26 protein-coding genes, 1 rRNA gene and 1 other annotated feature are annotated in these 25525 nt (G+C 29.1%); of the genes, 23 read left to right on the forward strand and 4 right to left on the reverse strand.

Annotated features, from left to right (window positions below):
* Positions 1-103 precede the first annotated feature (103 nt).
* The 9 genes from rrf to I2A66_RS13540 all read left to right on the forward strand — a co-directional run bounded on the left by rrf (position 104) and on the right by I2A66_RS13540 (position 6985).
* Positions 104-220: ribosomal RNA gene (gene rrf, locus I2A66_RS13500) — 5S ribosomal RNA — on the forward strand.
* A gap of 100 nt (positions 221-320) precedes the next feature.
* Entirely contained in the window at positions 321-527 is a 207-nt protein-coding gene (locus I2A66_RS13505) for a DUF378 domain-containing protein (RefSeq protein ID WP_306666835.1), read from the forward strand.
* Positions 528-682: 155 nt separating this feature from the next.
* On the forward strand, positions 683-2092 hold the full coding sequence (locus tag I2A66_RS13510; protein ID WP_195251875.1) for an aminotransferase class I/II-fold pyridoxal phosphate-dependent enzyme: 1410 nt from the start codon (positions 683-685) through the stop codon (positions 2090-2092).
* A gap of 20 nt (positions 2093-2112) precedes the next feature.
* Positions 2113-2787 (forward strand): dTMP kinase, encoded by a 675-nt coding sequence (locus I2A66_RS13515; RefSeq protein WP_147516814.1) that lies wholly within the window; start codon positions 2113-2115, stop codon positions 2785-2787.
* A gap of 19 nt (positions 2788-2806) precedes the next feature.
* Positions 2807-3742 carry a DNA polymerase III subunit gene (locus I2A66_RS13520; protein ID WP_122640700.1) on the forward strand — a complete coding sequence of 312 codons (936 nt, stop codon included), beginning with the start codon at positions 2807-2809 and terminating at the stop codon, positions 3740-3742.
* Positions 3739-4626 carry a PSP1 domain-containing protein gene (locus tag I2A66_RS13525; RefSeq protein ID WP_147516813.1) on the forward strand — a complete coding sequence of 296 codons (888 nt, stop codon included), beginning with the start codon at positions 3739-3741 and terminating at the stop codon, positions 4624-4626. The genes I2A66_RS13520 and I2A66_RS13525 overlap by 4 nt, the downstream gene beginning before the upstream one ends.
* Positions 4627-4672: 46 nt before the next feature.
* Positions 4673-5422 carry a tRNA1(Val) (adenine(37)-N6)-methyltransferase gene (locus I2A66_RS13530; RefSeq protein WP_164489076.1) on the forward strand — a complete coding sequence of 250 codons (750 nt, stop codon included), beginning with the start codon at positions 4673-4675 and terminating at the stop codon, positions 5420-5422.
* A 5-nt stretch (positions 5423-5427) separates the two neighbouring features.
* Positions 5428-6261 carry a 16S rRNA (cytidine(1402)-2'-O)-methyltransferase gene (gene rsmI, locus I2A66_RS13535; RefSeq protein WP_122640697.1) on the forward strand — a complete coding sequence of 278 codons (834 nt, stop codon included), beginning with the start codon at positions 5428-5430 and terminating at the stop codon, positions 6259-6261.
* 25 nt (positions 6262-6286) lie between these two features.
* Positions 6287-6985 carry an HD domain-containing protein gene (locus I2A66_RS13540; protein WP_122640695.1) on the forward strand — a complete coding sequence of 233 codons (699 nt, stop codon included), beginning with the start codon at positions 6287-6289 and terminating at the stop codon, positions 6983-6985.
* Positions 6986-7043: 58 nt separating this feature from the next.
* Here I2A66_RS13540 and I2A66_RS13545 read toward each other — a convergent pair whose 3' ends face one another.
* Entirely contained in the window at positions 7044-7475 is a 432-nt protein-coding gene (locus I2A66_RS13545; RefSeq protein WP_122640693.1) for an Lrp/AsnC family transcriptional regulator, read from the reverse strand.
* Positions 7476-7501: 26 nt separating this feature from the next.
* Positions 7502-8935 (reverse strand): nicotinate phosphoribosyltransferase, encoded by a 1434-nt coding sequence (locus tag I2A66_RS13550; protein WP_122640692.1) that lies wholly within the window; start codon positions 8933-8935, stop codon positions 7502-7504.
* 153 nt (positions 8936-9088) lie between these two features.
* On the opposite strand from I2A66_RS13550, the gene I2A66_RS13555 reads away from it, so the two are divergent.
* The 4 genes from I2A66_RS13555 to I2A66_RS13570 all read left to right on the forward strand — a co-directional run bounded on the left by I2A66_RS13555 (position 9089) and on the right by I2A66_RS13570 (position 13305).
* Positions 9089-9646, forward strand: a complete 558-nt coding sequence (locus tag I2A66_RS13555) for a nucleoside recognition domain-containing protein (protein ID WP_122640691.1) — start codon at positions 9089-9091, stop codon at positions 9644-9646.
* The gene (locus tag I2A66_RS13560; protein WP_243113407.1) at positions 9646-10170 is read left to right on the forward strand and encodes a spore maturation protein; all 525 of its coding nucleotides are present in this window, start codon (positions 9646-9648) and stop codon (positions 10168-10170) included. The genes I2A66_RS13555 and I2A66_RS13560 overlap by 1 nt, the downstream gene beginning before the upstream one ends.
* Before the next feature lie 128 nt (positions 10171-10298).
* Positions 10299-10512, forward strand: a binding site (T-box leader).
* Positions 10513-10571: 59 nt separating this feature from the next.
* A complete protein-coding gene (metG, locus tag I2A66_RS13565; RefSeq protein WP_122640689.1) occupies positions 10572-12521 on the forward strand; it encodes a methionine--tRNA ligase in 1950 nt (649 codons plus the stop codon).
* 13 nt (positions 12522-12534) lie between these two features.
* Positions 12535-13305 (forward strand): TatD family hydrolase, encoded by a 771-nt coding sequence (locus I2A66_RS13570; protein WP_147516811.1) that lies wholly within the window; start codon positions 12535-12537, stop codon positions 13303-13305.
* 93 nt (positions 13306-13398) lie between these two features.
* On the opposite strand, the gene I2A66_RS13575 is transcribed toward I2A66_RS13570, so the two are convergent.
* Entirely contained in the window at positions 13399-13779 is a 381-nt protein-coding gene (locus I2A66_RS13575) for a VOC family protein (RefSeq protein ID WP_147516810.1), read from the reverse strand.
* 214 nt (positions 13780-13993) lie between these two features.
* Between I2A66_RS13575 and rnmV the strand changes: the two genes are divergently transcribed.
* From rnmV to I2A66_RS13605, 6 genes are all read left to right on the forward strand, one after another.
* Positions 13994-14536 carry a ribonuclease M5 gene (gene rnmV, locus I2A66_RS13580; protein ID WP_122640685.1) on the forward strand — a complete coding sequence of 181 codons (543 nt, stop codon included), beginning with the start codon at positions 13994-13996 and terminating at the stop codon, positions 14534-14536.
* Between the two features lie 53 nt (positions 14537-14589).
* Entirely contained in the window at positions 14590-15459 is an 870-nt protein-coding gene (gene rsmA, locus I2A66_RS13585; protein ID WP_147516809.1) for a 16S rRNA (adenine(1518)-N(6)/adenine(1519)-N(6))-dimethyltransferase RsmA, read from the forward strand.
* Positions 15460-15527: 68 nt separating this feature from the next.
* Positions 15528-16721 (forward strand): hypothetical protein, encoded by a 1194-nt coding sequence (locus I2A66_RS13590; RefSeq protein ID WP_195251876.1) that lies wholly within the window; start codon positions 15528-15530, stop codon positions 16719-16721.
* Between the two features lie 82 nt (positions 16722-16803).
* Positions 16804-17919 carry a M20/M25/M40 family metallo-hydrolase gene (locus I2A66_RS13595; RefSeq protein WP_195251877.1) on the forward strand — a complete coding sequence of 372 codons (1116 nt, stop codon included), beginning with the start codon at positions 16804-16806 and terminating at the stop codon, positions 17917-17919.
* Between the two features lie 170 nt (positions 17920-18089).
* Positions 18090-18986: a cation diffusion facilitator family transporter gene (locus tag I2A66_RS13600; protein ID WP_195251878.1), complete on the forward strand. Its 897-nt coding sequence runs from the start codon at positions 18090-18092 to the stop codon at positions 18984-18986.
* Between the two features lie 70 nt (positions 18987-19056).
* On the forward strand, positions 19057-19857 hold the full coding sequence (locus I2A66_RS13605) for a hypothetical protein (protein WP_122640677.1): 801 nt from the start codon (positions 19057-19059) through the stop codon (positions 19855-19857).
* Positions 19858-19920: 63 nt separating this feature from the next.
* Here the strand turns inward: I2A66_RS13605 and murC are convergent, their stop codons facing one another.
* Entirely contained in the window at positions 19921-21276 is a 1356-nt protein-coding gene (gene murC / locus I2A66_RS13610) for a UDP-N-acetylmuramate--L-alanine ligase (protein ID WP_122640675.1), read from the reverse strand.
* A 221-nt stretch (positions 21277-21497) separates the two neighbouring features.
* On the opposite strand from murC, the gene purR reads away from it, so the two are divergent.
* The 4 genes from purR to I2A66_RS13630 all read left to right on the forward strand — a co-directional run bounded on the left by purR (position 21498) and on the right by I2A66_RS13630 (position 25413).
* Complete coding sequence (gene purR, locus I2A66_RS13615) at positions 21498-22379, forward strand: pur operon repressor (RefSeq protein ID WP_122640673.1); 882 nt, start codon at positions 21498-21500, stop codon at positions 22377-22379.
* Between the two features lie 136 nt (positions 22380-22515).
* Positions 22516-22794 carry a septation regulator SpoVG gene (gene spoVG, locus I2A66_RS13620; protein ID WP_122640671.1) on the forward strand — a complete coding sequence of 93 codons (279 nt, stop codon included), beginning with the start codon at positions 22516-22518 and terminating at the stop codon, positions 22792-22794.
* Between the two features lie 204 nt (positions 22795-22998).
* A complete protein-coding gene (gene glmU, locus I2A66_RS13625; protein ID WP_122640669.1) occupies positions 22999-24372 on the forward strand; it encodes a bifunctional UDP-N-acetylglucosamine diphosphorylase/glucosamine-1-phosphate N-acetyltransferase GlmU in 1374 nt (457 codons plus the stop codon).
* Positions 24373-24462: 90 nt separating this feature from the next.
* A complete protein-coding gene (locus I2A66_RS13630) occupies positions 24463-25413 on the forward strand; it encodes a ribose-phosphate diphosphokinase (protein WP_122640667.1) in 951 nt (316 codons plus the stop codon).
* Positions 25414-25525 lie beyond the last annotated feature (112 nt).

The raw sequence follows: 25525 nt of genomic DNA on the forward strand, positions 1-25525 counted from the left end.
AGGTCGAGGACTTGACCAATAAATTTAAATGATAAATCAATAAATGATATGCAGTTTTTAGAGTATTAACTCTAAAACTTAATATAAGTTAATCGAAAGATTATGTGGTTATTATAGCAAAGAGGATACACCTGTTCCCATTCCGAACACAGAAGTTAAGCTCTTTAGCGCTGATGGTACTCGGAGGGCAACCTCCCGGGAGAGTAAGACGTAGCCACGTAATCTTTTTTATTATATTTAAATAATAAAAATGCTTACTTTTAGAAAACATACAAATACTATTAATAGTTGGATATTAAGATAAATTAATAGGAGTGGTTATGTTGAAAAAACTCGCAATGATTTTAGTTATAATAGGTGCGCTGAACTGGGGTGCAATAGGAGCATTTGGAGTTGATTTACTAGGCAATATATTTGGTGGAACTTATGAAGTTATAAGTAGAATATTATATTTTATAGTAGGTTTAGCTGCTATATATTTAATGATGAATGGAATATTTGAAAATAACAAAATTGATGCTGGATAATAATGTATATAATAGGATAAATAAAAGACCGTAACTATATTGAGTGGCGGTCTTTTATTTTATGTAGAATTATAATAATATATGAAGTATATGTTAATATAGATTTATATAAAATAATAAGTTATTTCAATTAAATAGAGATTAGAGGAGATAGAATGAGTAACTTTATAATAGATGAATTAAGCAAGATTGTATATAATGATTTAGTTTCATTTCATGTACCAGGTCATAAATTAGGTAAGTTATATGATAAATTAAATTATACAGAGATATTAAAAAAATTATACAAAATGGATACAACAGAAATCCCAGGAACAGATAATTTACATTCACCAGAAGATATAATAAAAAAATCACAAGAAAGGGCGTCACAAGCGTTTAAAAGCGATAAAACATATTTCTTGATAAATGGAAGCACATGTGGAATACAAGCCGCCATAATGGCATTATGCCCTCCTAAGAGCAAAATAATTGTTAATAGGGATTGTCATCAGTCAGTAATAAATTCTTGTATATTAGGGGATATAAATCCAGTATATATAAAATCTAGTATTGATAGAGATACAAACATACTTAAAGGTGTAGATATAAATGATGTTATAAAGGTTATAGATAATAATAAAGACGCTAAAGCGCTAATACTCACATACCCAACATATTATGGTATGACATATGATTTAAAAACAATATGTGATTATGCACATAGTTATAATATTGCTGTAATTATTGATGAGGCTCATGGTGCACATTTAGGATTAAGTGATAAATTGCCTAAAACTGCTTTAGAGCAAGGTGCTGATATAGTGATTCAAAGTACACATAAAACTTTACCAGCATTCACACAGTCATCTATGATACATACTAAAGGTCATAGGGTAGATGATAATAAATTAATGTCAATTTTAAAAATAATAGAATCATCAAGCCCATCATATTTACTAATGTCATCTTTAGAATTAGCAGTAGATATATATGATAAATATGGAAAAGACTTGATGTCTAATTTAATTGACAATATTAATAAATTTAAAAATTCATTTAAAGACAGTAAAAGTATAGAGATTTATAATACAAGTGATGTAACTAAAATATTTATATCAACCACAGGTATGGGATTAATAGGTTATGAGCTGGAAACTATACTTAGAGAGGAGTATAATATACAGGTAGAGTTATCTAATTATTATGGATCACTACTAGTATGTACTATAGGAAATGAAGATAAAGATTTCAAATGTTTAGAAATGGCTTTAAACGATATAATTAATAAATACAAAAGTAATAAACAAATTGGTAGAATTGACTATCCTAACGATATACCAGTACAAAAATTAACACCAAGAGAAGCATTCTATAAAGATAAAAAAAGTGTTAAAATATATGAAAGTATAGATAAGGTATGCGGTGAATATATAATACCATATCCTCCAGGAATAAGTTTAACATCACCTGGAGAAGTAATAACAAAAGAAATAATTGACTATATATTGTTCTGTAGTAAAAAAGGAATGAACGTAAGTGGATTAAAAGATTCAACTTTGGGACAAATTCAGATTATAGAGTAATTATCTATGGAGGACAGAGTATGAAAGGTAAATTAATAATCATAGAGAGTGGTTCTGATGCTAGTGGAAAGGCAACTCAAACGAAAAAGTTATTTGATAGATTATCAAGAGAATGTAGTAATGTAAGAAAAGTAGAATATCCTAATTATGATGGTGAATCATCAGCTTTAGTAAAGATGTATTTAAGAGGAGATTTTGGGAAAAATCCTTCAGATGTAGATCCTTATATAGCATCTACATTTTATGCAGCAGATAGATATGCATCATTTAAAACAGAATGGGAAGATTTCTATAATAATGGTGGAATAATTATAGCAGATAGATATACAACATCTAATATGGTACACCAGGCTTCTAAAATGGGTGAAGATAGTAGAGATAAATACCTAGATTGGTTGGTTGATTATGAATTTAACATATATAAAATACCAAAACCAGATTGTGTTATATTCTTAGATGTTCCAATAGAGTTTAGTCAAAAACTAATGGAAAATAGAAAAAATAAGATAACAGGTGAAGATAAAAAAGATATACATGAAAGTGATATAGATTATTTAATAAAATGTTATAATAATTCATTATATATAGCAGACAAATATGATTGGAAGAAAATAAATTGTGTTAAAGATGGAGAACTAAGAACAATAGAAGATATACATGAAGAAATATATAATATAGTTAAGGAAAATATATAACCTATTTGGAGAGGTAAATATGTATTTTAAAAATATAATAGGTCAGGAGTTTGCAAAAAAATATATAACAAACTCTATAAAAAATGATAAAGTTAACCATGCATACATGTTTGAAGGTATCGATGGAATAGGTAAGTATTTGTTTGCTAAGGAATTTGGAAATATACTTATTAATGTAGAAAATGCAGAAAATAGTCCTGATTATATAAAAATAGAGCCAACAGGAAATAGTATAAAAATAGCTCAAATAAGAGAGATACAATCAGATATAATTATAAAACCGCATAGCAAATATAAAATGTATATAATTAATCATGCTGAAAAGATGACGATAGAGTCTCAGAATGCATTGTTAAAAACATTAGAAGAACCACCAGAGTATGCTATAATAATTTTGATTACTAATAATAAAGAGTCTTTATTACCAACTATAAAGTCTAGATGTGAGATAATAAAGTTTTTACCAATATCTATTATAGATTTAAAACAATATTTAATGGATAAAGGAATAGAAGAGAATAGAGCGATACTGTTATCTAATTTTTCTAGAGGAAGCATAGAAAAAGCTTTAGAGTTATCAGAGTCAGCTGATTTTTCTATAATGAGAGATGATATACAAAAGTACATACAAGACATACTAGATAAAAATATGGTTGAGATTTTAAATATATCAACTGACATGGACAAATATAAGGATAAAGTTATTGTTGTACTTGATATGATGATTAATTACTTTAGAGATATAATGATGTGTATGGGAAGAGTTGATAAAGATATGATCATCAATGGAGATAGAATTACCTTTATACAAAATATGAGTAAAAGAATTACTTATTCGCAAGTCTCTAAAATTATTGATATAATAGAGGAAACTAAAAGAAAGATGAGAAGCAATTGTAACTTTAGTGTAAGTATACAGGTTATGGCTTTAAACATATATGAGGTGATAAAATGATAAAAATAGTGGGTGTTAGGTTCAAAAATGCAGGTAAAATTTACTATTTTGATCCTGTAGATTTTGAGATAGAGCAAAATACAGATGTAGTAGTAGAAACAGCAAGAGGTTTGGAATATGGTACAGTTATAGTTGGACCGAAAGAAATAGATGAAAGTAAATTAGTATCACCATTAAAACCTATAATAAGAATTGCTACTCCTGAAGATACTAATATATATCAGGAAAATAAAGAAAAATCTAAAGAAACTTTTGAGTTATGTCAGCAAAAAATAAAAGAGCATGACCTTACTATGTTCTTAATAGATTGCGAATATACTTTCGATAGAAATAAATTAATATTTTATTTTACAGCAGAAGGAAGAATAGATTTTAGAGAACTTGTAAAAGATTTAGCATCAATATTTAAAACAAGAATTGAATTAAGACAAATTGGAGTTAGAGATGAAGCAAAATCAATTGGAGGACTTGGACCATGTGGAAGAAGTTTATGCTGTTCTACATGGCTTGGAGATTTCCAACCTGTTTCTATAAAAATGGCAAAAGATCAAAGTTTATCACTAAATCCTACTAAAATATCTGGTATATGCGGAAGATTATTCTGTTGCTTAAAGTATGAACATGATGTATATGTAGAAGCGATAGAAAAAATGCCTAGCGTAGGAGATTTAGTAAAGGTAAGTGGAAATAAAGGTAAAGTAATAGAAGTAAATCCTTTATTAGAACAAGCTAAGATTGAATTTAATGACAAAACTATAAAAATATGTATGAGAGAAGAAATAAAAGTACTACAAGAAGCTAAGAAGTGTGGGGGATGCTGCAAAAACAGAGATGACCAGATAGATGCAGCAACATTAAGAGAGTTAAAGAAATTAGAAGATTAAAATGAGGGGTAGGATTTTCCTACCCTTTAAAAATAAGGAGATATATATGGACATAAAATTAAAAGACACTGAAAGAATAGATGATTTACAATTAAAAGGATTAAAATTAATACAAGATACAACTGGATTTTGTTTTGGAATAGACGCAGTACTTTTAGCTAATTTTGCAAAGGTAAAAAAAGATGCTAATGTAGCTGATTTAGGAACTGGAACAGGCATAATACCAATACTTATAGCAGGAAAAAGTAAGGCAAAAAAAATAGTAGGTGTTGAAATACAAGAAGAAGTATATGAAATGGCTACTCGTTCTGTAAAATTAAATAACTTAGAAGATAGAGTTCAAATAGTAAATGCAGATATAAAGACTATAGATAAAGAATTAGGAGTTCATGAATTCCATGTGGTTACATCTAACCCTCCGTATATGCATATGGATGGTATAAAAAATCCTAATGATAAAAAAGCAATATCTAGACATGAAGTAAAATGCAATTTAGAGGACGTTATAAGAGCAGCATCAAGATTAGTAATGCCTAGAGGTAAGTTTTATATGATACATAGACCAACTAGACTAGTAGATATAATAGAACTTGGAAGAAAGTACAGACTAGAGCCGAAGGTAGTACAATTTGTTCATCCAAGAGCAAATAAAGCTCCTAATTTACTTTTAGTTGAATTTATAAAAGATGGAAAGCCAGAACTTAAAATATTAGATCCTTTATATGTTTATGGAGAAGATGGGAAATATACAAAAGAAATAAATGATATATACGCAAATGAAGATATAGGAGAGTAAGATATATGAGTGGTAAATTATATATATGTCCAACACCAATAGGCAATTTAGAGGACATAACTTATAGAACTTTAAGAGTTTTAAATGAAGTAGATTTGATAGCTGCAGAGGATACAAGACATAGTATAAGACTTTTAAATCATTTTGATATTACAAAACCATTAACAAGCTATCATGAACATAATAAAGATTCTAAAGGTGGATATTTAATTAATAAATTACTTGAAGGTGAAAATATAGCACTGATAAGTGATGCAGGAATGCCAGGAATATCTGATCCAGGAGAAGATATAATAAGGGAAGCTATTGAAAATAATATAGAAATAGAAGTTTTGCCAGGAGCAACAGCATTTGTAACTGCATTAGTGGGTTCTGGATTAAATACTAGAAAGTTTGCTTTTGAAGGATTTTTAGATAGAGATAAAAAAACTAGAAGAGAGCAATTAGAGAATGTAAAAGAGGAAACTAGAACCATGATATTTTACGAATCTCCTCATAGATTAAAAGATACATTAAAAGATATGAGTAAAGTATTAGGTAATAGAAAAATTTCTATTAATAGAGAGCTTACAAAAAAATATCAAGAAATAATAAGAGAAGATATAGACAAAGCAATAGAGATATTTAATGAAAGGGAAGTTAAAGGTGAGTTCGTATTAATAGTAGATGGTTTTAAGGGTGAAAAAACTCAAAAAAATAACTATGATGAGCTAACAGAAAGAGAATATGTCATAGAATTAATTAAAAATGGAATTGACAAAAAAGACGCTATAAAAACAGTATGTAAAGAAAGAAAACTTAAAAAAGATGTAGTATATAAACAAGTTTTAGACTTGTAAATTAGAAACATTCGGGGTGATATATATGGAACTAAAAGAAAGTATATTAAAAAGTTTAAGTCTTAAAAATACTAGTAAAGAATTTAAAATTTTAGACAAAAATAAAGAATTAGAAAAGATAGTTCCTAAAATAAATGAAATGAAAGAAGTAGGAGAATGTAAATATCATGTAGTAAATTGCTTTGATCATTCTATAAATGCATTAAGAGAATTTGAAGATATGATAAATAATGAAAACTTCTTTCCAGAACATTTAAAAGATTTAGTGTGGGACTATTTAAACACTAAAATAGAGTCAAATATTAGTAGATTAGAAATATTAAAATTAGGGATATTTATACATGATATTGGAAAACCCGATGCTAAAACAGTAGACGAAACAGGGAGAGTACACTTTAAAGGCCATGAAAAAATTGGGGGAGATATAGCGATAAAGTTAGGAAAAAGATTATCATTAAGTGAAAAATCAATAGATACATTATTTAACTATGTAAGATATCATATGATATTATTAGTATTTTATAAAAAAAATAATTTAACAAAGGAAAATTTATTTGAAGTATTTGATAAAATAGGAGAAGATATAATTGGGATAATGCTTCTAGGATATGCAGATATAGTATCTACAAGAAAATTATTAAATCCAGATGAAAAGGTTGGAACAATAAAAACTTATATGGAATTTATATTAACTAATTATGAATATCGTTATAAAAGAAAGTAAAATAAGACTATCATAGAATTAAGTTTATTTGAACTAATTTTATGATAGTCTTTTTATATTATAGTATAGACTTCGATTGTATTGGAGTTGATAATATTACGGAAGTCTTAGTAGAACCTATTGTTTTTATAGTATCAATTACATTCTCTAATTCATACATGTCTTTTACAATAACTTTTAAAAGAGAACAGTCATCACCAGTTATATGATGACACTCAACAATTCTATCATCTTTTCTAGCGACTTCTAAAAATTGCTCATAAGCAATTCCACTTGGAAGAGATATATGTATAAATGCCTTTATAACTCGGCCTAAAGCGTCGGGGTTAACTATTGCTTTATATCCTTCGATTACCCCTGACTCCTCTAGTCTTTTGACTCTTTCAGAAACAGCTGGAGAAGTTAATCCAACTATTTTACCTAGATCTTTCATTGAAATTCTACCGTCATCTTGAAGTATTTCTATAATTCTGTAATCAGTAATATCCATATGTAATCCCCTTTAATTTTATGTTATTATTTTTGAAGTACTTTCTCTTCTAATAAACTAGTTTTTAAGTTCCAAAGACACTCAGATAAGTCTACCTTATATGTTTTTGGACATGTAAGCCTTTTATATGTATCCCATAAAGTATCTAGTTCTGATTCTACATATTTTTGGATTTGTGAAATTGATTTAGGTTTAAATTTGCACTCTCCATTTACAAATAAAGGTTTATGAAGTTCTTTAACTGTATATTCTTTAAATATAGTTTCTTTCCAAGTATATGTAGGATGGAATATTTTTAAAGGTTTAGATGTATCTATTTGTTCTTCGTGAAGCATTATTAAATCTGCTTCAGCTTTATTTTCTTTATTGTATATTCTAACAACTTTTTTATACCCTGGATTGTTTATTTTTTCTGCATCTTCAGATATTTTTATCTTAGGAACCATTTTATCACCATCAAATGAAGCAGCTAATTTATATACCCCACCAAGAGAAGGTGAATCAGCAGAAGTTATTAATTTAGTTCCAACTCCCCAGGAGTTAACTGCACAGTCACCAGATTTTAAGGCTGATATAGTATGTTCATCTAAATCATTAGATGCAGTTATAGTTATATCAGAAAATCCTGCATCATTTAGCATTTTTTTAGCTTCAACAGACAAGTATTCTAAATCACCAGAATCTATACGTATACCAACTGGCTTATGACCATTTTCTCTTAATTTTTTAAATACTTTTATAGCATTTGGAACACCGCTATTTAATACATCATAAGTATCAACTAGAAGTAAACATTTATCTGGATAAACATCAGCATAAGCTTCAAAGGCTTCTAGTTCCGTGTCAAATTTTTGAATCCAGCTATGAGCTTGGGTACCAGCAACTGGTATATTAAACATTTTCCCAGCTAATACATTAGCTGTAGCTTTGCAGCCCCCTATTACTGCAGCTCTTGCACCATAGATACCAGCATCTGGTCCTTGTGCACGACGAAGTCCAAATTCTAATACAGGATCACCTTGTGCAGCATAGCATACCTTAGATGCTTTCGTTGCTATAAGTGATTGGAAGTTTACTATAGTAAGTAGAGCAGTTTCTATAAGTTGAGCTTGATATAGAGGTGCTTTAACTGTTACGATTGGCTCATTTGGGAACATAATAGTCCCTTCTTCAACTGAATAAATATCACCAGTAAATTTAAAATCCCTTAAAAAATCTAAGAATTTATCTGAGAATAAGTTTAAACTTTTTAAGTACTTTAAATCTTCTTCTGAGAAATGGAGATTATTTATATATTCAACTAATTGCTCAATTCCACATACTATTGTGTATCCACCCTTGCATGCATTTTTTCTAAAGAACATATCGAACACAACTATATCTTCATGTATATTTTTTTCAAAATACCCATTTAACATAGTAAGTTGATATAAGTCTGTAAGAAGTGTTAAATTTCTCATTATTTTTCTCCTTATAGTACTAAATATTATAAAAAACCCTATACCTATACTAAAACACAATACAACTCAACTTTCAAGTATAAACTAGTCCCTATTATACATAAAATTATTTATAGAGGGGGGGGGATTAAAATAGGAAAGATATGGTTCTATATGATTGTAATAGGAATAGTAGGAAGTGTATATTTTCAAAATCTAGGTGAGTTAAATACAGTTCTTTTAAATGAGTCATCTAAGGCAATAGAATTTGCAATAAGTCTTGCAGGGGTTATGGCATTTTGGATGGGGATAATGAACATAGCGAGAGACTCTGGCTTAATAGAAAAGATAGGTGAAAAATTAAGTCCCATAATGAAAAAATTATTTCCTTCTGTGCCAAAAGGACATAAAGCAATGTCTTATATGGTTATGAATATGGCATTAAATATGCTTGGAGCTGGAAATGGAGCAACAGCATTTGGACTCAAAGCAATGAACGAGTTACAAAATTTAAATAGAAACAAAGATACGGCAAGTAATGATATGATTATGTTTTTAGTTATAAATATATCTTCTATTCAAATAATACCTTTTACCATGTTAAAGATAAGAGCAGATGCAGGTTCACAATTTCCTAATGAGATAATAATTTCTACACTATTTGCAACTATGATTTCTACTTTTATTGGAATAATAACATGTAAAGTTTTTCAAGGGAGGAATAAAAGATAATGTTGGACATATTTTCTAACTTGATAATACCTATAATAATATTATATATAGTTATTTATGGTAAAAGACAAAAGATAGATATATATGAAAGTTTTGTAAAGGGTGCAATAGATGGACTAAAAACAGCATGGTCAATACTTCCATATATAATAGGCATATTTTTAGCGATAGGTATATTTAAGGCAGGAAGAGGTATTGAAATGTTAGAGTTTATATTTGAACCAATAGCAAATATTATGAGTATACCAAAGGAATTAATTGGGTTAATAATAATAAAACCTTTATCAGGAAGTGGAGCCCTTGGAATGTACAACGAGCTAATACAAAGGGTAGGTATAGATTCATTAGTAGAGAAGATGGGATCAACTATTGTTGGAGCATCAGAAACAATATTTTATACAATGGCAATATATTATGGAAGCTTAAAAATAAAAAATACAAGACATACACTGCTTTGTTCAATGTTAAGCCATATAGCAGGTGTAATAGCATCTGTATTTATATGTTATTTGATATTCACATAGAAACACTAGTTGACAATAATACATAATTTTAATAGAATAAAAAATAATAATGATTTAAAAATTATTACTTGTAGTACAAGACATGTATAATAGTGTATATAGAAGTTAATAATATAAATATAGTATTTATAAAAGCTATGAAAAGAAGAGTAAATAATGATTTTTTCTACAGAGAGCTAGATTAGGTGAAAGCTAGCGTTAAAAGATTTATTGAAGATGGCCTTGGAGCTTTTTATCTGAACTAAAGTAAGATAAAACGGATGGATGCGTTATAGTCTACTAAGATATCTATTAGTCATAGATAAATTAGGGTGGTACCGCGTATATAATCTCGCCCCTATGTAATAATCATAGGAGGCGAGTTTTTTAATTAAAAACAACTTTAAAAGGAGGCAACACAAATGAGCAAACCAACTTTTTATGTTACAACGCCTATATATTATCCAAGTGGAAATTTACATATAGGACATACTTACACAACTGTAGCAGCAGACGCAATAGCTAGGTTTAAACGTTTTTCAGGATTTGATGTAAAATTTTTAACAGGTACTGATGAGCACGGAGAAAAAATACAAAAAACTGCTAGAGAAAAAGGTATGACAGAAATGGAATACTTAGATGGAATGATAGCAGGAATAAAAGATTTATGGAACACAATGGATATATCTTATGACGATTTTATAAGAACAACTCAAGATAGACATAAAGATATTATACAAAAGATATTCACTAAGTTATATGAGCAAGGTGATATATACAAAGGTGCATATGAAGGTAGATATTGTACTCCATGTGAAAGTTTCTGGACAGAGTCTCAGTTAGTTGATGGAGATAAGTGCCCAGACTGTGGAAGAGAAACATACTTAGCTAAAGAAGAAGCTTACTTCTTCAAATTATCTAAATATGAAGACAGATTAAAAGAATTATTTAAAAATGATAAATTCTGCTTCCCAGCAGCAAGAAAGAATGAAATGGTTGCAAACTTCTTAGAAAAAGGTTTAGAAGATTTATGTGTAACTAGAACTACTTTCGACTGGGGTATAAAAGTTCCATTTGATGAGAAACATGTAATATACGTTTGGGTAGATGCTTTATGCAACTATATAACTGCATTAGGATACATGAGTGAAAATGAAGAAGAATTTAAAAAATATTGGCCAGCAAATGTACAAATAGTAGGTAAAGAGATTGTAAGATTCCACACTATAATATGGCCAGCATTATTAATGGCTTTAGATTTACCAGTTCCAGAGCAAGTTTATGGACATGGATGGATATTATTTGCTAATGATAAAATGAGTAAATCAAAAGGAAATATAGTTTATCCAGAGCCTATGATAGAAAGATATGGAATAGATGCATTAAAATACTTCTTATTAAGAGAATTTGCTTTCGGTCAAGATGGAAGCTATACACATAGAAACTTTGTAACTAGAATAAACTCAGACCTTGCAAATGATTTAGGTAACTTAGTAAGTAGAACAGTAGCTATGGTTGAGAAATATAATGGTGGTATAATACCAATGCCAAAAGTAGCAACTGCATTTGATGAAGAGTTAAAATTACAAGCAAAAGCATCTAGAGAAAACTTTGAAGCTGAAATGGATAAAATGCAATTCCATGAAGCATTAGAAAATGTATGGAAGTTAATAAGAAGAACTAACAAGTACATAGATGAAACTATGCCATGGGCTTTAGCTAAAGATGAAGCTAAAAAAGATGAGTTAGATACAGTTTTATATAATTTATGTGAGTCTATAAGAATAGTATCAACTTTAATAAGACCAATGATGGAAACAACTGCTAACAAAATATATGATCAATTAGGAATAGCAGGACAAGAAGAATTAACAAACTGGGAAAGTACAAATACCTTTGGACTTATAGGAGAAAATACTAAAGTACACAAAGGTGAAAGTTTATTCCCAAGATTAGACATAGAGAAAGAGGTAACAGAATTGGAAGAATTATTCTCAGGAAAAGTAGAAACAGTGGAAGAAGTTAAAGAAGAAACTTTAACTCATAAAGAAGAAATAACAATAGATGACTTAGATAAAGTAGAGTTAAGAGTAGGTAAAATAGTAAGTTGTGAAAAGCATCCAAAAGCTGACAGATTATTAGTATCTCAAGTTAAATTAGGACCAGAAACTAGACAAATAGTATCAGGAATAGCTAAATGGTACAAGCCAGAAGAAATGGTTGGAAAAGAAGTTATAGTTGTATGTAACTTAAAGCCAGTTAAGTTAAGAGGAGTAGAATCTCAAGGAATGATACTAGCTGCTGGAGATGATGGAGATGATTTATTAATACCAACAACTACAGGTGCTAAAGACGGATGCGAAGTTAGATAAGGAGATAATAAATATGTTATTTGATTCGCATGCACATCTAAATGATGAAAGATTTGATGAAGATAGAGAAGCTTTAATAGCTTCTCTTAAAGAAAATAAAGTTGATTTAGTTGTAAACCCAGGAGCAGATATAAAAACATCTATTAGTAGTGTTGAACTTGCTAATAAATATGATTTTATATATGCAGCAGTTGGAGTTCACCCACATGATGTAGGAGAACTTGATGATACTGCAATAGATACTTTAAGAAAGTTAGCTACTGAAAATGAAAAAGTAGTTGCTATAGGAGAAATAGGATTAGATTACTATTATGATAATTCTCCAAGAGAAGTACAAAAAGAGTGGTATAAAAAGCAAATAGAGCTTGCTAATGAATTAAAATTACCAATAATAATACATGATAGAGATGCACATGGTGATACTTTTGAGATTATAAAAAACACTAAGAGTCCTGAAATAGGGTGTGTACTTCATTGTTATAGTGGTAATGTAGAATTAGCAAGAGAATATGTTAAGATGGGATGTTATATTTCTATACCAGGAACAGTTACTTTCAAAAATAATAAAAAAACTAGAGAAGTTGCAAAAGAAATTCCACTAGAATATTTATTAATAGAAACTGATTCACCATATATGGCACCAGAGCCACATAGAGGTAAAAGAAATGATCCATCATTAGTAGCTTTTGTAGCGGATAAGATAGCTCAAGAAAAAGGAATATCTTATGAAGCTGTTTGTAATGCAACTAAGGAAAATGCTAAGAGATTGTTTAATATAAAATAATTACTTATATAATATTAGAAATAAAAGAGCTACCATGAAAATAAATTAAAGTGACTTGAATTTATTTTATGGTAGCTTTTTATGTACTATTTATTAGAATTTATCTTCACGTAAAAGGTATTCATTATTATCTTGATCTTTGAATGTAAATAATTTAGCATACGGCATAGTAACTATATCTGTTACCTCTACACCTTTAGACTTCATTTCTTTATGCGCATTTTCTAAATCTTCAGTACTTAATATAACAGTTTTATAATCTGTATTAGCCGTTGGATATTGACTCTTCATAAGATTTTTATCATATAGAACTATAGTAACCCATTCACTTTCCTTTGGAGCAACTTCTATCCATCTTAATGCTCCTTCAGTTTCATCTATTTTTGTTACAAAGTTTAACTTTTCAGTCCAGAATTTTTTTGCGTCATCTTGATTATTTACATAAATTGTTACTTTTGCTATTTTATTTATCATGCTATGTCTCCTACTTAATTGATTAGTTTATTTACATTTTGACTAATATAATAATATCATATAAACTCATACTAGTGCAAAATCTAAAGATCGAAGTTAAATTATTTTAATAATTTCAAGGTTTTATTTTTCTTGATAAAATATTGTAAAAAACGTAAAATATAAAGATGTAAGCTAAGATACGAGATTAAAATAGATAAAAGGTGAAATTATAATGATAAAAGAAGTAATAGTAGTAGAAGGTAGAGATGATGTTACTGCAGTAAAAAGAGCATTAGATGCAGAACTTATAACTACAGGAGGATTTGGATTTCCTAAAGGTGTTATGGAACGTATAAAAGCTGCTCAAAAAAGACGTGGAGTAATAATATTCACTGATCCAGATTTTGCTGGAGAAAAAATAAGAAAAAAAATAGCAGCAGAAGTACCAGGATGCAAACATGCATTTTTACCAAGGGAAGAAGCTAAAAAAGATGGAGACATAGGAATAGAAAATGCCTCTCCACAAAGTATATTAGTAGCTTTAAATAAAGTTAGAACGGAAAGCGTAGAAAAAAGAACTGAATTTACACAAGTTGATTTAATAAGAAATCAGCTTATTGGAAATGAGGATGCATCTTATAGAAGAGATGAAATAGGGAAAATACTTGGAATTGGATACGGAAATGCAAAGCAATTTTTAAGTAGATTAAATAACTATGGCGTAAGTAGAGAAGAGTTTCTTAAAGCAGTAGACACTATTGATAGTGCTAAGTAATTTTTTAATTATAGTAATAAAATAATATTAAAAGACAATAAAGGAGAAAGAATATGGATAGACTTTCATCTCATAAAGCTACCAAAGAAGTAGTTCAAAAGCATAATTTTAAATTTTCAAAATCATTAGGTCAAAACTTTTTAATAGATGATAATGTTATAGACAGAATATTATCAGGAGCTAGATTATCAGAAGGTGATAAAATAATAGAAGTTGGACCAGGAATAGGTACACTTACACGTGAAATGGGTAAAGTAGCTGATCAAGTTATAGCTATAGAAATAGATAAAACATTAATACCAATACTTGAAGAAACTTTATCAGACTTAGATAATGTAGAAGTAATTAATCAAGATATATTAAAGGTAGATGTAGAAGAATTAGTAAAAGAAAAACTATCGGGAGGACCAGTTAAATTAGTAGCTAACCTTCCATATTATATAACTACACCGATAGTAATGAAATTCTTAGAAGAAAATATACCAGTAACTGATATAGTTGTTATGGTTCAAAAGGAAGTTGCAGATAGAATGAATGCAGGACCAGGAACAAAAGATTATGGAGCATTATCAGTGGCTGTACAATATTACTGTGATACAGAAATAGTAGCAAAAGCACCTAGACATATGTTTGTTCCTCAACCAAATGTAGATTCTACAGTTATAGGTCTTCATGTTAGAGAAGAAAGAAAGTATCCAGTAGATAGCGAAGAGATATTCTTTAAAACAGTTAAAGCATCCTTTGGGCAAAGAAGAAAAACTCTTCTTAATGCATTAGGGACATTAGGATTTTTAACTAAAGAACAAATAAAGGAAGCATTATTAAATGCAAATATAGATGAAAAAAGAAGAGGAGAAACTCTTACAATAGAAGAGTTTGCAACACTTTCAAATGTTATAAACTCAATGGTACCTTCAAAATAGAAGGTACTTTTTTTTATGCCTTAAACATATACTATCTAGAGAACTTATGTAAAGGGGAGGGGAATGAAGTGTCTTCTAATAAAAAATTTAAAAGGGATTATATAATTCTAGAATCAAAAGACATGAACTTCAGATATAAAGAACGTATTTTGCCAAAGGCTTTTGCAAAGATAGAAATAAATGATGATAAATCAATTGTAGCACTATATGTAGAGAACCTTAAATATATGAAGGACGGATACAGGGTTATAGCTATAAGAAGTGACTACGAAACTATAGACTTAGGTAAAATTACTTTAAGTGAGCAAGGAAAGGGAGAATTTGTATTAAATTTAGATGACCCAACTGCAGAGATTAAAGGAATAGCTTTATTATATGAAAAAACTGTACCACTTATAGGATTTAAGGGAAGTAAGATAGAAAATTATGAAGAAATCTTATTTATGGGAGATGAAGATGAATATCCTAATACAGAAGAAGATGATGTATATGAAGAAGTAGAGTATATAGAAGTAGACGACGATGATGATGTATATGAAGAGTATGAAGAAATTGAGTATATTGAAATAGAAGAAGATGATGAAGATAATACCTATGAAGAAATAGAGGAAATAGAGAATATAAATGGAGTAGAAGAAATAGAAGAAGTAAAGCCAATCCAAGAAACTTATATTAGAAATAGTCAATACGAAGATAATATAAATGATTATAAGACTCTAGAATCTGACAAGAAAGCTAAACCACATAGACGAAGTAGAAATGTTCAAACAGCTACAAAGAAAAATACAGAAATAGATAGAAAACAAACTCAACAAAATACCTATCAAGAACATAATAATAAAGTTCCTGGAACTCTATTAATGCCTAGACAAATCAAAAAAGGTTTAAAATATTTTAGAGAAACAAAGCCATTTGTAAATGATTATATAGAAAATGCAAGATGGTGGAAAATAGATATTACTCCTACAACTCTATGTGGTTACACAATGCCTTATCTAGGATATCTTAATACTTTAAATTATACAATGTATAGTGATTGTACAATGCAAGCATATAAATATAGACATTATTTATTTGGAGTTCAATATGATGAATATAATAAGAGAAAGAATTATATTTATGCAGTGCCAGGAAGAAAAGAAGAACAACCAGACCAAGGACATACAGGTTTTAGTGTTTATCAACCATGTGATGATGAAAATGATAATTTGGGATACTGGCTATGTTATATAGATTCAAGAAGTAGAAGAATTCTAAAATAGTCATTAAATTTAGAATCTATTGATAATAATCTAATAATGCTCTAAAATATAATTTAAGATTATAAATTTTGGAGGAGTAAAGATGACAAATAATAAAAGACTTATAGATGAATTTCTTGAATTAGTGCAAATAGACAGTCCAACTTCTAAAGAAGGTAAAATTGCTAAGGTTTTAGTTAACAAATTAGAAGAAATCGGATTAACTGTAGAAATAGACGATGCAGCTGCAAAAACTGGATCAGAAACTGGAAATGTTATAGCAAGATTAAAAGGAACTAAAGAAGGAAAAAAAATATTATTCAGTTCTCACATGGATACTGTTAGTCCAGGGATAGGGGTAAAACCTATAATAGATGAAGACACAGGAATAATAAAAAGTGATGGAACTACAATATTAGGTTCAGATGATAAGGCAGGGATAGCAGCTATATTAGAAGGATTAAGATATATAAAAGAAAATAACATAGATCATACAGATATAACTGTAGTATTTTCTATATGGGAAGAAGGCGGATTATTTGGAGCTAAATCTTTAGACTACTCTAAATTAGATGTAGACTATGGATTTGTATTAGATAGTGGTGGATCACCAGGAGAAATAATAGTAAAGGCTCCAGGACAAGATAGAATAGAAGTTAAAATAATAGGAAAACCAGCACATGCAGGACTTCAACCTGAAGATGGAATAAGTGCAATGATGGTAGCATCAAAAGCTATAAATAATATGAACTTATTAAGAATAGATGAAGAAACTACTGCAAATATAGGAATAGTTAAGGGTGGAGTAGCTACAAATATAGTTATGCCAGAGATGGAGATAATAGCAGAAGCTAGAAGTTTAGATGAATCAAAATTAGATGCTCAAACTAAGCATATGATAGATACTTTTAAAAATGCAGCTGAAGAATTTGGAGCTAAAATTGAGGTTGATACTAAGAGAATGTACTCTCCACTTAATATAGATGATAATGATGATATAGTTGAATTTACAAAAAGAGCATTTGCTAATATAAATATAGAAGGTAAAACAGCTTCTACAGGTGGTGGAAGTGATACTAATATTTTAAATAAAAATGGTATAAAGGCAGTTAATCTGGGTATAGGAATGAAGAAAGCTCATACACTAGATGAATATATAGCAATAGAAGATTTAATTAACTCTGCAAAAGCAGTTGTTGAGATAATTAAGCAAGCATAACAAAATAAAGTTTATATAATTTTGGGCTATCTCAAAATGAATATTAAAAATTCATCTTGAGATATGCCCATTTTTATATTTTTGGAAATTGATAATTAATCTTGAACGTAAAGAGTATGCAATATCATATAAAAGTTATGATTAAAGAATATTGATTAATGGAGGGATTTATGGAAACTAGATACGAAGAATCAAATAAGATAACTAAACAATCAATTGTTTGGAACATATTTTTAACATTTATAAAAATAATTGCAGGTATATTTGGTAAATCAAGTGCAATGGTAGCTGATGGAGTACACTCAGCATCGGATATAATAAGTTCTGTAGGTGTTTTATTAGGAAACTATATTTCAGCAACTCCTGTAGATAAAGAGCATAATTATGGACATGAAAAAGCAGAAACACTGGTATCATTTTTATTATCAATATTATTAATAGTAGTTTCAATATCAATTGGAATAGAAGCACTTAAATCTATAGGAAAAATAGATAAAATTCAAATTCCAACAGAATTGCCATTAGTGGTATCAATTATATCAATATTAATAAAGGAGTATCAATATAGAATAACTATAAAAATAGCAAATAAAATAAATTCACCAGCTTTAAAGGCAGATGCTTGGCACCATAGATCAGACGCTCTTTCATCAGTAGCTGCATTTATTGGTATAGCTGGATCAATGTTAGGCTTCAAGGTACTGGACCCAATAGCATCATTAGTAGTTGCAGTATTTGTAGCAAAGGTTGGAGTTGAAATTTTAGTTGGATCTGCCAATGAACTGATGGATGTTTCAATAGATATAGAACAAGAAAATCAGATAAAAACAATAGCCAAAAATACAAATGGTGTAATGAACTTAGGAGAAATAAGAAGTAGAAAACATGGGGCTATGGCATATATAGACTTAGTTATTTGTGTAGATGGAAAGATTACAGTAACAGAAGGTCATGATATAGCTAATCAACTAGAAAAAGATATAATAAGGGACATGGAATTTGTAAAAGGAATAACTGTACACGTGGAACCTTGTAATTATTGCCGAGGAAATAACTGTTTTAGATAATTATATATTAAAAAAAATATAAAAAAGGTATATAATAAACCTATAACTAGAAATAGTGGGGGTGAAATACGTGGCTAAGACAGGTAGAAAAAAAAGGAAAATCAAAAAAAGTGCAATTTTACCAATTTGTCTAATTATATTTTTTATAGTTTACTTCTTATCATTCTGGTTGTTTTCTAGAGAGCAAGCAAAGTCTCAAGAGGTAGAAGTAAATACACAAAGTCAACAATCAGATAATAGATCGCTACTAACTCAATTAAGATATAAAAATAAAATTTATCTTTCAGATGGGACGGTAAGTAACATAAGAATCGAAGAAGATTACTGGGATGAACTAGATTATATTCTTTCAGAGTTAAAAGAAGTAAGAACTCCAGAATCATACAATGAAGTTTATAGTGGAAATTCAGATGATGGTATTAAATTTTCAACAGATTTAAATTATTTAAGAATTTATACAGTAAGCCAAGAAGCATATTATAAAATTCCAGTAGACTCAAAGGAAGAATTTGAAAATGTACTTAAGAAAAGTATATATACATCATTTGGATTTGTAAGTCAGTATAAAAACTGGGACAGTGTTAAAATAACATATGGTGATAAAACTAAAAAAATTAATAAGTGGAAATTTGATGACTTATCATATAAAATGGCATCGAAAAGAATCGTAGGGAAAGTTCAGCCACAAAAAAGTAAAGAAAGAAGTGAATACAACTTTACTATTAATATAACAATAGAAGGACAGGAAGTTGTAATAGAAACTATGGGAGACGATTATGTAAAAATAACATCCCATAATTTACAATCATACTATGAAGTACACAATGCCTTATATGAATATATTAAGGAAGATATATTTAAAATAAAGTAGAATAAAAAAATCCATGATTTTAGAAGTATATTTATCTGTATATCATGGATTTTTTGTTTGTATTTATTTTTTTTCAACTAGTAAATCTGCAACTTGATACACAGTACCAGCACCGGCAGTTATTACTAGATCATTATGTTCTAGATTCTCACGAAGGTACTCAACAATATCTTCAAATTTACTTATGTAGATAGCATCTACATTGTTATGATATAGTTTTTCGACTAAATCTTTAGCATGTATATCTCCTGGATCATCTTCTCTTGCTGCATATATGTCAGTTATTATAACTTTATCAGCAGAATAGAAAGCTTCAGCAAAGCTATCTAGAAGAGATTTAGTTCTAGTATAAGTATGTGGTTGGAATACACACCATAAATTAGCTTTATTTAATTTTTTTGCTGCAGATAAAGTAGCTTTTAATTCAGTTGGGTGATGAGCATAGTCATCTATAACTAAAACATCTTTGTAATAACCTTTAGTTTCAAACCTTCTACCAACACCTTTGTAAAGAGTTATATTTTCTCTTATAGTGTCTAAAGATATATCAGAGACGAAAGCAGTCATTATAGCAGCAGTTGCATTATATATATTGTGAAGTCCAGGCACAGATAATTCAAACTTACCTAAATCTTTACCTTTGTATTCTAATTCAAATACTCCATAACCATTATCATTAAAGTTTATATTCTTTATGATTACATCATTAGATGTATTTCTACCATATTTTATAACATTAGCTTTCACTTCATGTAAAATATCATTAGTATTAGAATCATCACCATTGATTATAAAATAACCATCAGGAGGTAAAAGCTTACCAAACTTGTTGAAAGAAGCTTTTATTTCATCCAGCCCAGAGAAGTAATCAAGATGATCTTCTTCTATATTTAAAACTATAGAAATTTTAGGGTTAAAGTTAAGGAAGCTATCAACGTACTCACAAGCTTCTGTTATAAAGTGATCTGAAGCACCAATCTTAACGTTACCACCTATTATGTTTAGGTTACCACCAACTAATATTGTTGGATCTAAATTAGCATACTCAAATATAGTAGAAAGCATAGATGTAGTAGAAGTCTTACCATGAGTTCCAGAAACCGCTATAGGGTTTTTGTATTCTCTCATTACTTGTCCTAAGAAAGCTGCTCTATCCATAGTAAGTATATTTTTTTCTTTAGCAGCTATTAATTCTGGATTTTCAGGGTGTATAGCTGCTGTATAAACCACCATATCTATGTTGTTAGATATATTTTCTCTACATTGGCCAACATGTATATTAGCCCCTTGACCTCTTAGTTTATCTAAAAGATAAGATTCATTCATGTCCGACCCAGATACCGTATATCCTTTGTTAAGGCATATTTCTGCTAATGCACTCATACTTATGCCACCAATTCCAATGAAATGTATATTCATAACAAAACCACCTTCCTTTAAAAATTAAGTTCTACAATATGAACTATTTATGTGGTATAATAATACAATGTTCAATATTTTATTAATAATGTACATATACTATATTTATAATAATATATTAAAAAATGTTATAAAACATAACAACTATTATACCATACTAAGAAATGTTATGCATTATTTAGTTTATATATAAATTACAAACACTAGAGGAGGTAACCCGAGTGAAATTCAAGAGAACGGAAAGAATTGGGGCTATAGTTAAAATACTATCTGATAACCCAAATAAAATATATACATTAAGTTATTTTACAGAAAAATTTAACGCTGCAAAGTCTACAATAAGTGAAGACTTATTAGTTGTAAAGAATGTTTTTGAAAAGCTAGAATTAGGTAGAGTTATAACTATTTCAGGAGCTGCTGGAGGAGTTAAGTACATACCAAAAACTTCAAAATCAGAAAATGAAGAATTTTTAATGGATTTATGTAAAAAAATAAGTGATCCATCAAGATTACTTTCTGGAGGTTTCTTATATTTAATAGATTTAATATATGACCCAACAATAGCATCCAAAATAGGTAAAATATTTGCATCGAATATAGACTACTCAGAAGCTGACTATGTAGTAACTATGGAAACTAAGGGAATACCTATGGCACTTATGACAGCTAAAGCTATGAATTTACCATTAGTTATAATAAGAAAGGACATAAAAGTATCAGAAGGTCCAACACTAAGTATGACATATGTAAGTGGTAAATCTAAAGTTGAAAGTATGAGTTTACCAAGAAAAGCACTAAAGCCAAATAGTAAGGTTATTTTAATTGATGACTTTATGAGAGGTGGAGGTACTATAAAAGGTATGATGAACCTTATGAATGAATTTGGGGCAGAAGTAATAGGTTCAGGAGTATTTATATCAACTACTACACCAGAAGATAAGATGGTAGGGGATTACATATCTTTAATCCAATTAGATGTAGATGGAGATAAAATAACTGTAGAACCAAATTTAAAAACTTTCAAAGATGAATATAGAAATATAGATATAGAAGAATTAGAGGGTAACATCGAAGAAGGCGAAAGCTTTTTAGATGAAGAATAATAAATATTTAAGATTTTGCAGAAATATTTAAAAAAATAAAGAAGGAAATTTTTACATAATATAGAATTACTAGATAAGAAAGATAATTTATAAATGTAAAATAATTTTGTCAAAATTAAAAGGGGGATATTGAGGTATGAACATTACTGACGTAAGAGTAAGAAAAATAACTGATGAGGGGAAAATGAAGTGTATAGTTTCTATAACTTTCGATAATTTATTTGTTGTTCATGATATAAAAGTTATCGAAGGTCACAACGGGTTATTCATAGCAATGCCAAGTAGAAAAGTTGGAGAAGGAAACTTTAGAGATATAGCTCATCCAATAAATGCTGAAATGAGACAAGTTTTAGAAGAAGCAGTACTTAAAGCTTACCATGAAGCAGTTGCTCAATTAGAAGTAGCAGCAGAATAATAAACAAATAACTTAATGTATTATTAAAATAGTATGAAAGAGCCGAACAATTCGGTTCTTTTTTATTGGAAAAAACACTTAAATGCTATACTTTTAACATAAAAAGTGGTATATTAATTAGAGAAAAAGTGAAATTGTATACAAAACAAGAACATAAGATATAAAGATAGATAGATTAATTTTAATATAAAAGGAGCCGAGCTTATGAATTTTAAAGCTATAATTCTTGCTGCAGGAAAAGGGACTAGAATGAAGTCTAAATATCCTAAGGTAATACATAAAGTATGTGGAAAAGAAATGGTAAACCACGTTATAAATGTCTCTAAAAAATCAGGAGTAAATGACATAGTTGCTATCTTAGGTCACGAAAGTGAAGTTGTAAAAGAAAGATTACCAAAAGATACTATGATAGCAATGCAAACAGAGCAACTAGGTACTGGACATGCTGTTAAGATGGCTAAAGAATATATAAAAGATGAAGATACTATAGTAGTTTTATGTGGAGATACTCCACTAATAAAGGAAGATACATTAAATAGATTATTCTCATATCACTTAGAAAATGGATATCATGCAACAGTTTTAACAACTAAGGTAGACAATCCAACTGGGTATGGAAGAATAATAAGAGATAGCAATGAAGATTTATTAAAAATAGTAGAACAAAAAGATGCTAATGAAGATGAAAAAGCAGTTAATGAAATAAATTCAGGAATCTACTGCTTCAATGGAAAATCTTTAAGAGAAGCTTTAGATTTAATAGATAATAATAATGCTCAAGGCGAATACTACTTAACAGATACAATATATATAATGAGAGATAAAGGTCAAAAAGTAGGAGCTTACAATGGTTCTACAATAGAAGAGCTTATGGGAGTAAACTCTAGAGTTGAATTATCAAAAGCAGAAGCAATAATGAGAAAAAGAATAAATGAAGCTCATATGGTTAATGGTGTAACTATAATAGATACTAACTCTACATACATAGAGTCTGATGTAGAAATAGGAAATGACACTATTATTTATCCAGGGGTAATGTTAAAAGGAAACACTAAAATAGGATGCAACTGTACAATAGAGATGAATTCATCTATAGAAAATTCAACAATTGGAGATAATACAGAAGTAAAAAACTCAACAATAGTTGATAGTATAGTTGGAGAAAATACAACAGTTGGACCATATGCTTATCTTAGACCAAAGAGTAATATAGGGAACCATGTAAAAATAGGTGATTTCGTAGAAGTGAAAAATGCTACTATAGAAGATCACTCAAAGGCTTCACATTTATCTTACATAGGAGATGCACATGTAGGTAAAAATGTAAATATAGGATGTGGAGTAGTATTTGTTAACTATGATGGGAAAAATAAATTTAAATCTGTAGTAAAAGATGGAGCATTTGTTGGTTCAAATTCAAACTTAGTAGCTCCAGTAACAGTTGAAGAAGATGGTTACATAGCTACAGGTTCAACAATAACTAATGATGTGCCAAATGGAGCTTTAGCAATTGCAAGAGAAAGACAAGTTGTTAAAGAAGGTTGGGTAGAAAAGAAAAGAGCTAGAGACAACAAATAAGTTTGATTATTATTTTTAGTTTAGTCTAAAAATTTTAAATATAAATACACAATATATATCAATAGTTTAAATTTTTCGGGAGGATAGGCAATGAATACTAGCGGAAGTGAAATTAAAATAATTTCAGGAAACTCGTCTAAAGAGTTAGCACAAAAGATAGCTGATTATATAGGAGTACCTGTATCAGACTGTCAAGTAGGAACATTCAGTGATGGAGAAATATCTGTAAACATGAATGAGACGGTGAGAGGATGCGATGTTTTCGTAGTTCAATCAACTAACAGTCCAGTTAATGACAACTTAATGGAATTATTAATAATGATAGATGCGCTTAGAAGAGCATCAGCAGGTAGAATAACAGCAGTAATCCCTTACTACGGATATGCAAGACAAGATAGAAAAGCGAAATCTAGAGATCCAATCACAGCTAAGTTAGTTGCGAACTTAATAACAGCTGCAGGTGCAGATAGAGTATTAACAATGGATTTACATGCAGCACAGATACAAGGATACTTTGATATACCACTAGATCACTTATTAGGTGGAAGCATATTAGCTAACTACTTTAATGAGAAGAAAATAGAAGATTTAGTAGTAGTTTCACCTGATTTAGGAAGTGTTACAAGATCTAGAAAATTTGCAACAACATTAGACGGAGATGTTCCATTAGCTATAATCGATAAGAGAAGACCAAAGGCTAATGTCTGTGAAGTTATGAATATAATAGGAGATATTAAAGGAAAGAATGTTATCCTGTTAGATGATATGATAGATACAGCTGGAACAATAACTAATGCAGCTAATGCTCTTAAAGAATTTGGAGCGAAAGATATATATGCTTGTTGTACTCACGGAGTATTATCAGGACCGGCTATAGAAAGAATAGAAAATTCTGCTATAAGTGAGTTAATAGTATTAGATACTATACAACTTCCTGAAGAAAAGAAAATAGATAAGATAAAAGAACTTACTGTAGCTCCTTTATTTGGAGATGCTATAAAGAAGATATTCTCTAACGAATCTATAAGTGTTTTATTTTAATTAAATTAAAAAAGGCTTGTATCCAAAGTTATTTTGGAGCGAGTCTTTTTTTATATAAATTATTATTTAGAATTTAGTAATATTTATACTAAAGTATAAATATATATTGTTA

Origin of the sequence: Romboutsia sp. 1001713B170207_170306_H8 (assembly GCF_015550495.1) — a bacterium.
In the GTDB taxonomy this organism is placed as follows: domain Bacteria; phylum Bacillota; class Clostridia; order Peptostreptococcales; family Peptostreptococcaceae; genus Romboutsia_E.

What these genes read in the sequence shown, in the direction of transcription:
- I2A66_RS13545 (WP_122640693.1), bottom strand. Translation starts at nt 7,475, where the DNA reads ATGGATATTACTGATTACAGAATTATAGAAATACTTCAAGATGACGGT.
- I2A66_RS13555 (WP_122640691.1), top strand. Translation starts at nt 9,089, where the DNA reads ATGATTGTAATAGGAATAGTAGGAAGTGTATATTTTCAAAATCTAGGT.
- I2A66_RS13540 (WP_122640695.1), top strand. Translation starts at nt 6,287, where the DNA reads ATGGAACTAAAAGAAAGTATATTAAAAAGTTTAAGTCTTAAAAATACT.
- I2A66_RS13600 (WP_195251878.1), top strand. Translation starts at nt 18,090, where the DNA reads ATGGAAACTAGATACGAAGAATCAAATAAGATAACTAAACAATCAATT.
- rsmI (WP_122640697.1), top strand. Translation starts at nt 5,428, where the DNA reads ATGAGTGGTAAATTATATATATGTCCAACACCAATAGGCAATTTAGAG.
- I2A66_RS13505 (WP_306666835.1), top strand. Translation starts at nt 321, where the DNA reads ATGTTGAAAAAACTCGCAATGATTTTAGTTATAATAGGTGCGCTGAAC.
- I2A66_RS13515 (WP_147516814.1), top strand. Translation starts at nt 2,113, where the DNA reads ATGAAAGGTAAATTAATAATCATAGAGAGTGGTTCTGATGCTAGTGGA.
- murC (WP_122640675.1), bottom strand. Translation starts at nt 21,276, where the DNA reads ATGAATATACATTTCATTGGAATTGGTGGCATAAGTATGAGTGCATTA.
- I2A66_RS13530 (WP_164489076.1), top strand. Translation starts at nt 4,673, where the DNA reads ATGGACATAAAATTAAAAGACACTGAAAGAATAGATGATTTACAATTA.
- rsmA (WP_147516809.1), top strand. Translation starts at nt 14,590, where the DNA reads ATGGATAGACTTTCATCTCATAAAGCTACCAAAGAAGTAGTTCAAAAG.
- glmU (WP_122640669.1), top strand. Translation starts at nt 22,999, where the DNA reads ATGAATTTTAAAGCTATAATTCTTGCTGCAGGAAAAGGGACTAGAATG.
- I2A66_RS13575 (WP_147516810.1), bottom strand. Translation starts at nt 13,779, where the DNA reads ATGATAAATAAAATAGCAAAAGTAACAATTTATGTAAATAATCAAGAT.
- I2A66_RS13510 (WP_195251875.1), top strand. Translation starts at nt 683, where the DNA reads ATGAGTAACTTTATAATAGATGAATTAAGCAAGATTGTATATAATGAT.
- rnmV (WP_122640685.1), top strand. Translation starts at nt 13,994, where the DNA reads ATGATAAAAGAAGTAATAGTAGTAGAAGGTAGAGATGATGTTACTGCA.
- I2A66_RS13570 (WP_147516811.1), top strand. Translation starts at nt 12,535, where the DNA reads ATGTTATTTGATTCGCATGCACATCTAAATGATGAAAGATTTGATGAA.
- spoVG (WP_122640671.1), top strand. Translation starts at nt 22,516, where the DNA reads ATGAACATTACTGACGTAAGAGTAAGAAAAATAACTGATGAGGGGAAA.
- I2A66_RS13630 (WP_122640667.1), top strand. Translation starts at nt 24,463, where the DNA reads ATGAATACTAGCGGAAGTGAAATTAAAATAATTTCAGGAAACTCGTCT.
- I2A66_RS13550 (WP_122640692.1), bottom strand. Translation starts at nt 8,935, where the DNA reads ATGAGAAATTTAACACTTCTTACAGACTTATATCAACTTACTATGTTA.
- I2A66_RS13525 (WP_147516813.1), top strand. Translation starts at nt 3,739, where the DNA reads ATGATAAAAATAGTGGGTGTTAGGTTCAAAAATGCAGGTAAAATTTAC.
- I2A66_RS13560 (WP_243113407.1), top strand. Translation starts at nt 9,646, where the DNA reads ATGTTGGACATATTTTCTAACTTGATAATACCTATAATAATATTATAT.
- metG (WP_122640689.1), top strand. Translation starts at nt 10,572, where the DNA reads ATGAGCAAACCAACTTTTTATGTTACAACGCCTATATATTATCCAAGT.
- I2A66_RS13595 (WP_195251877.1), top strand. Translation starts at nt 16,804, where the DNA reads ATGACAAATAATAAAAGACTTATAGATGAATTTCTTGAATTAGTGCAA.
- I2A66_RS13520 (WP_122640700.1), top strand. Translation starts at nt 2,807, where the DNA reads ATGTATTTTAAAAATATAATAGGTCAGGAGTTTGCAAAAAAATATATA.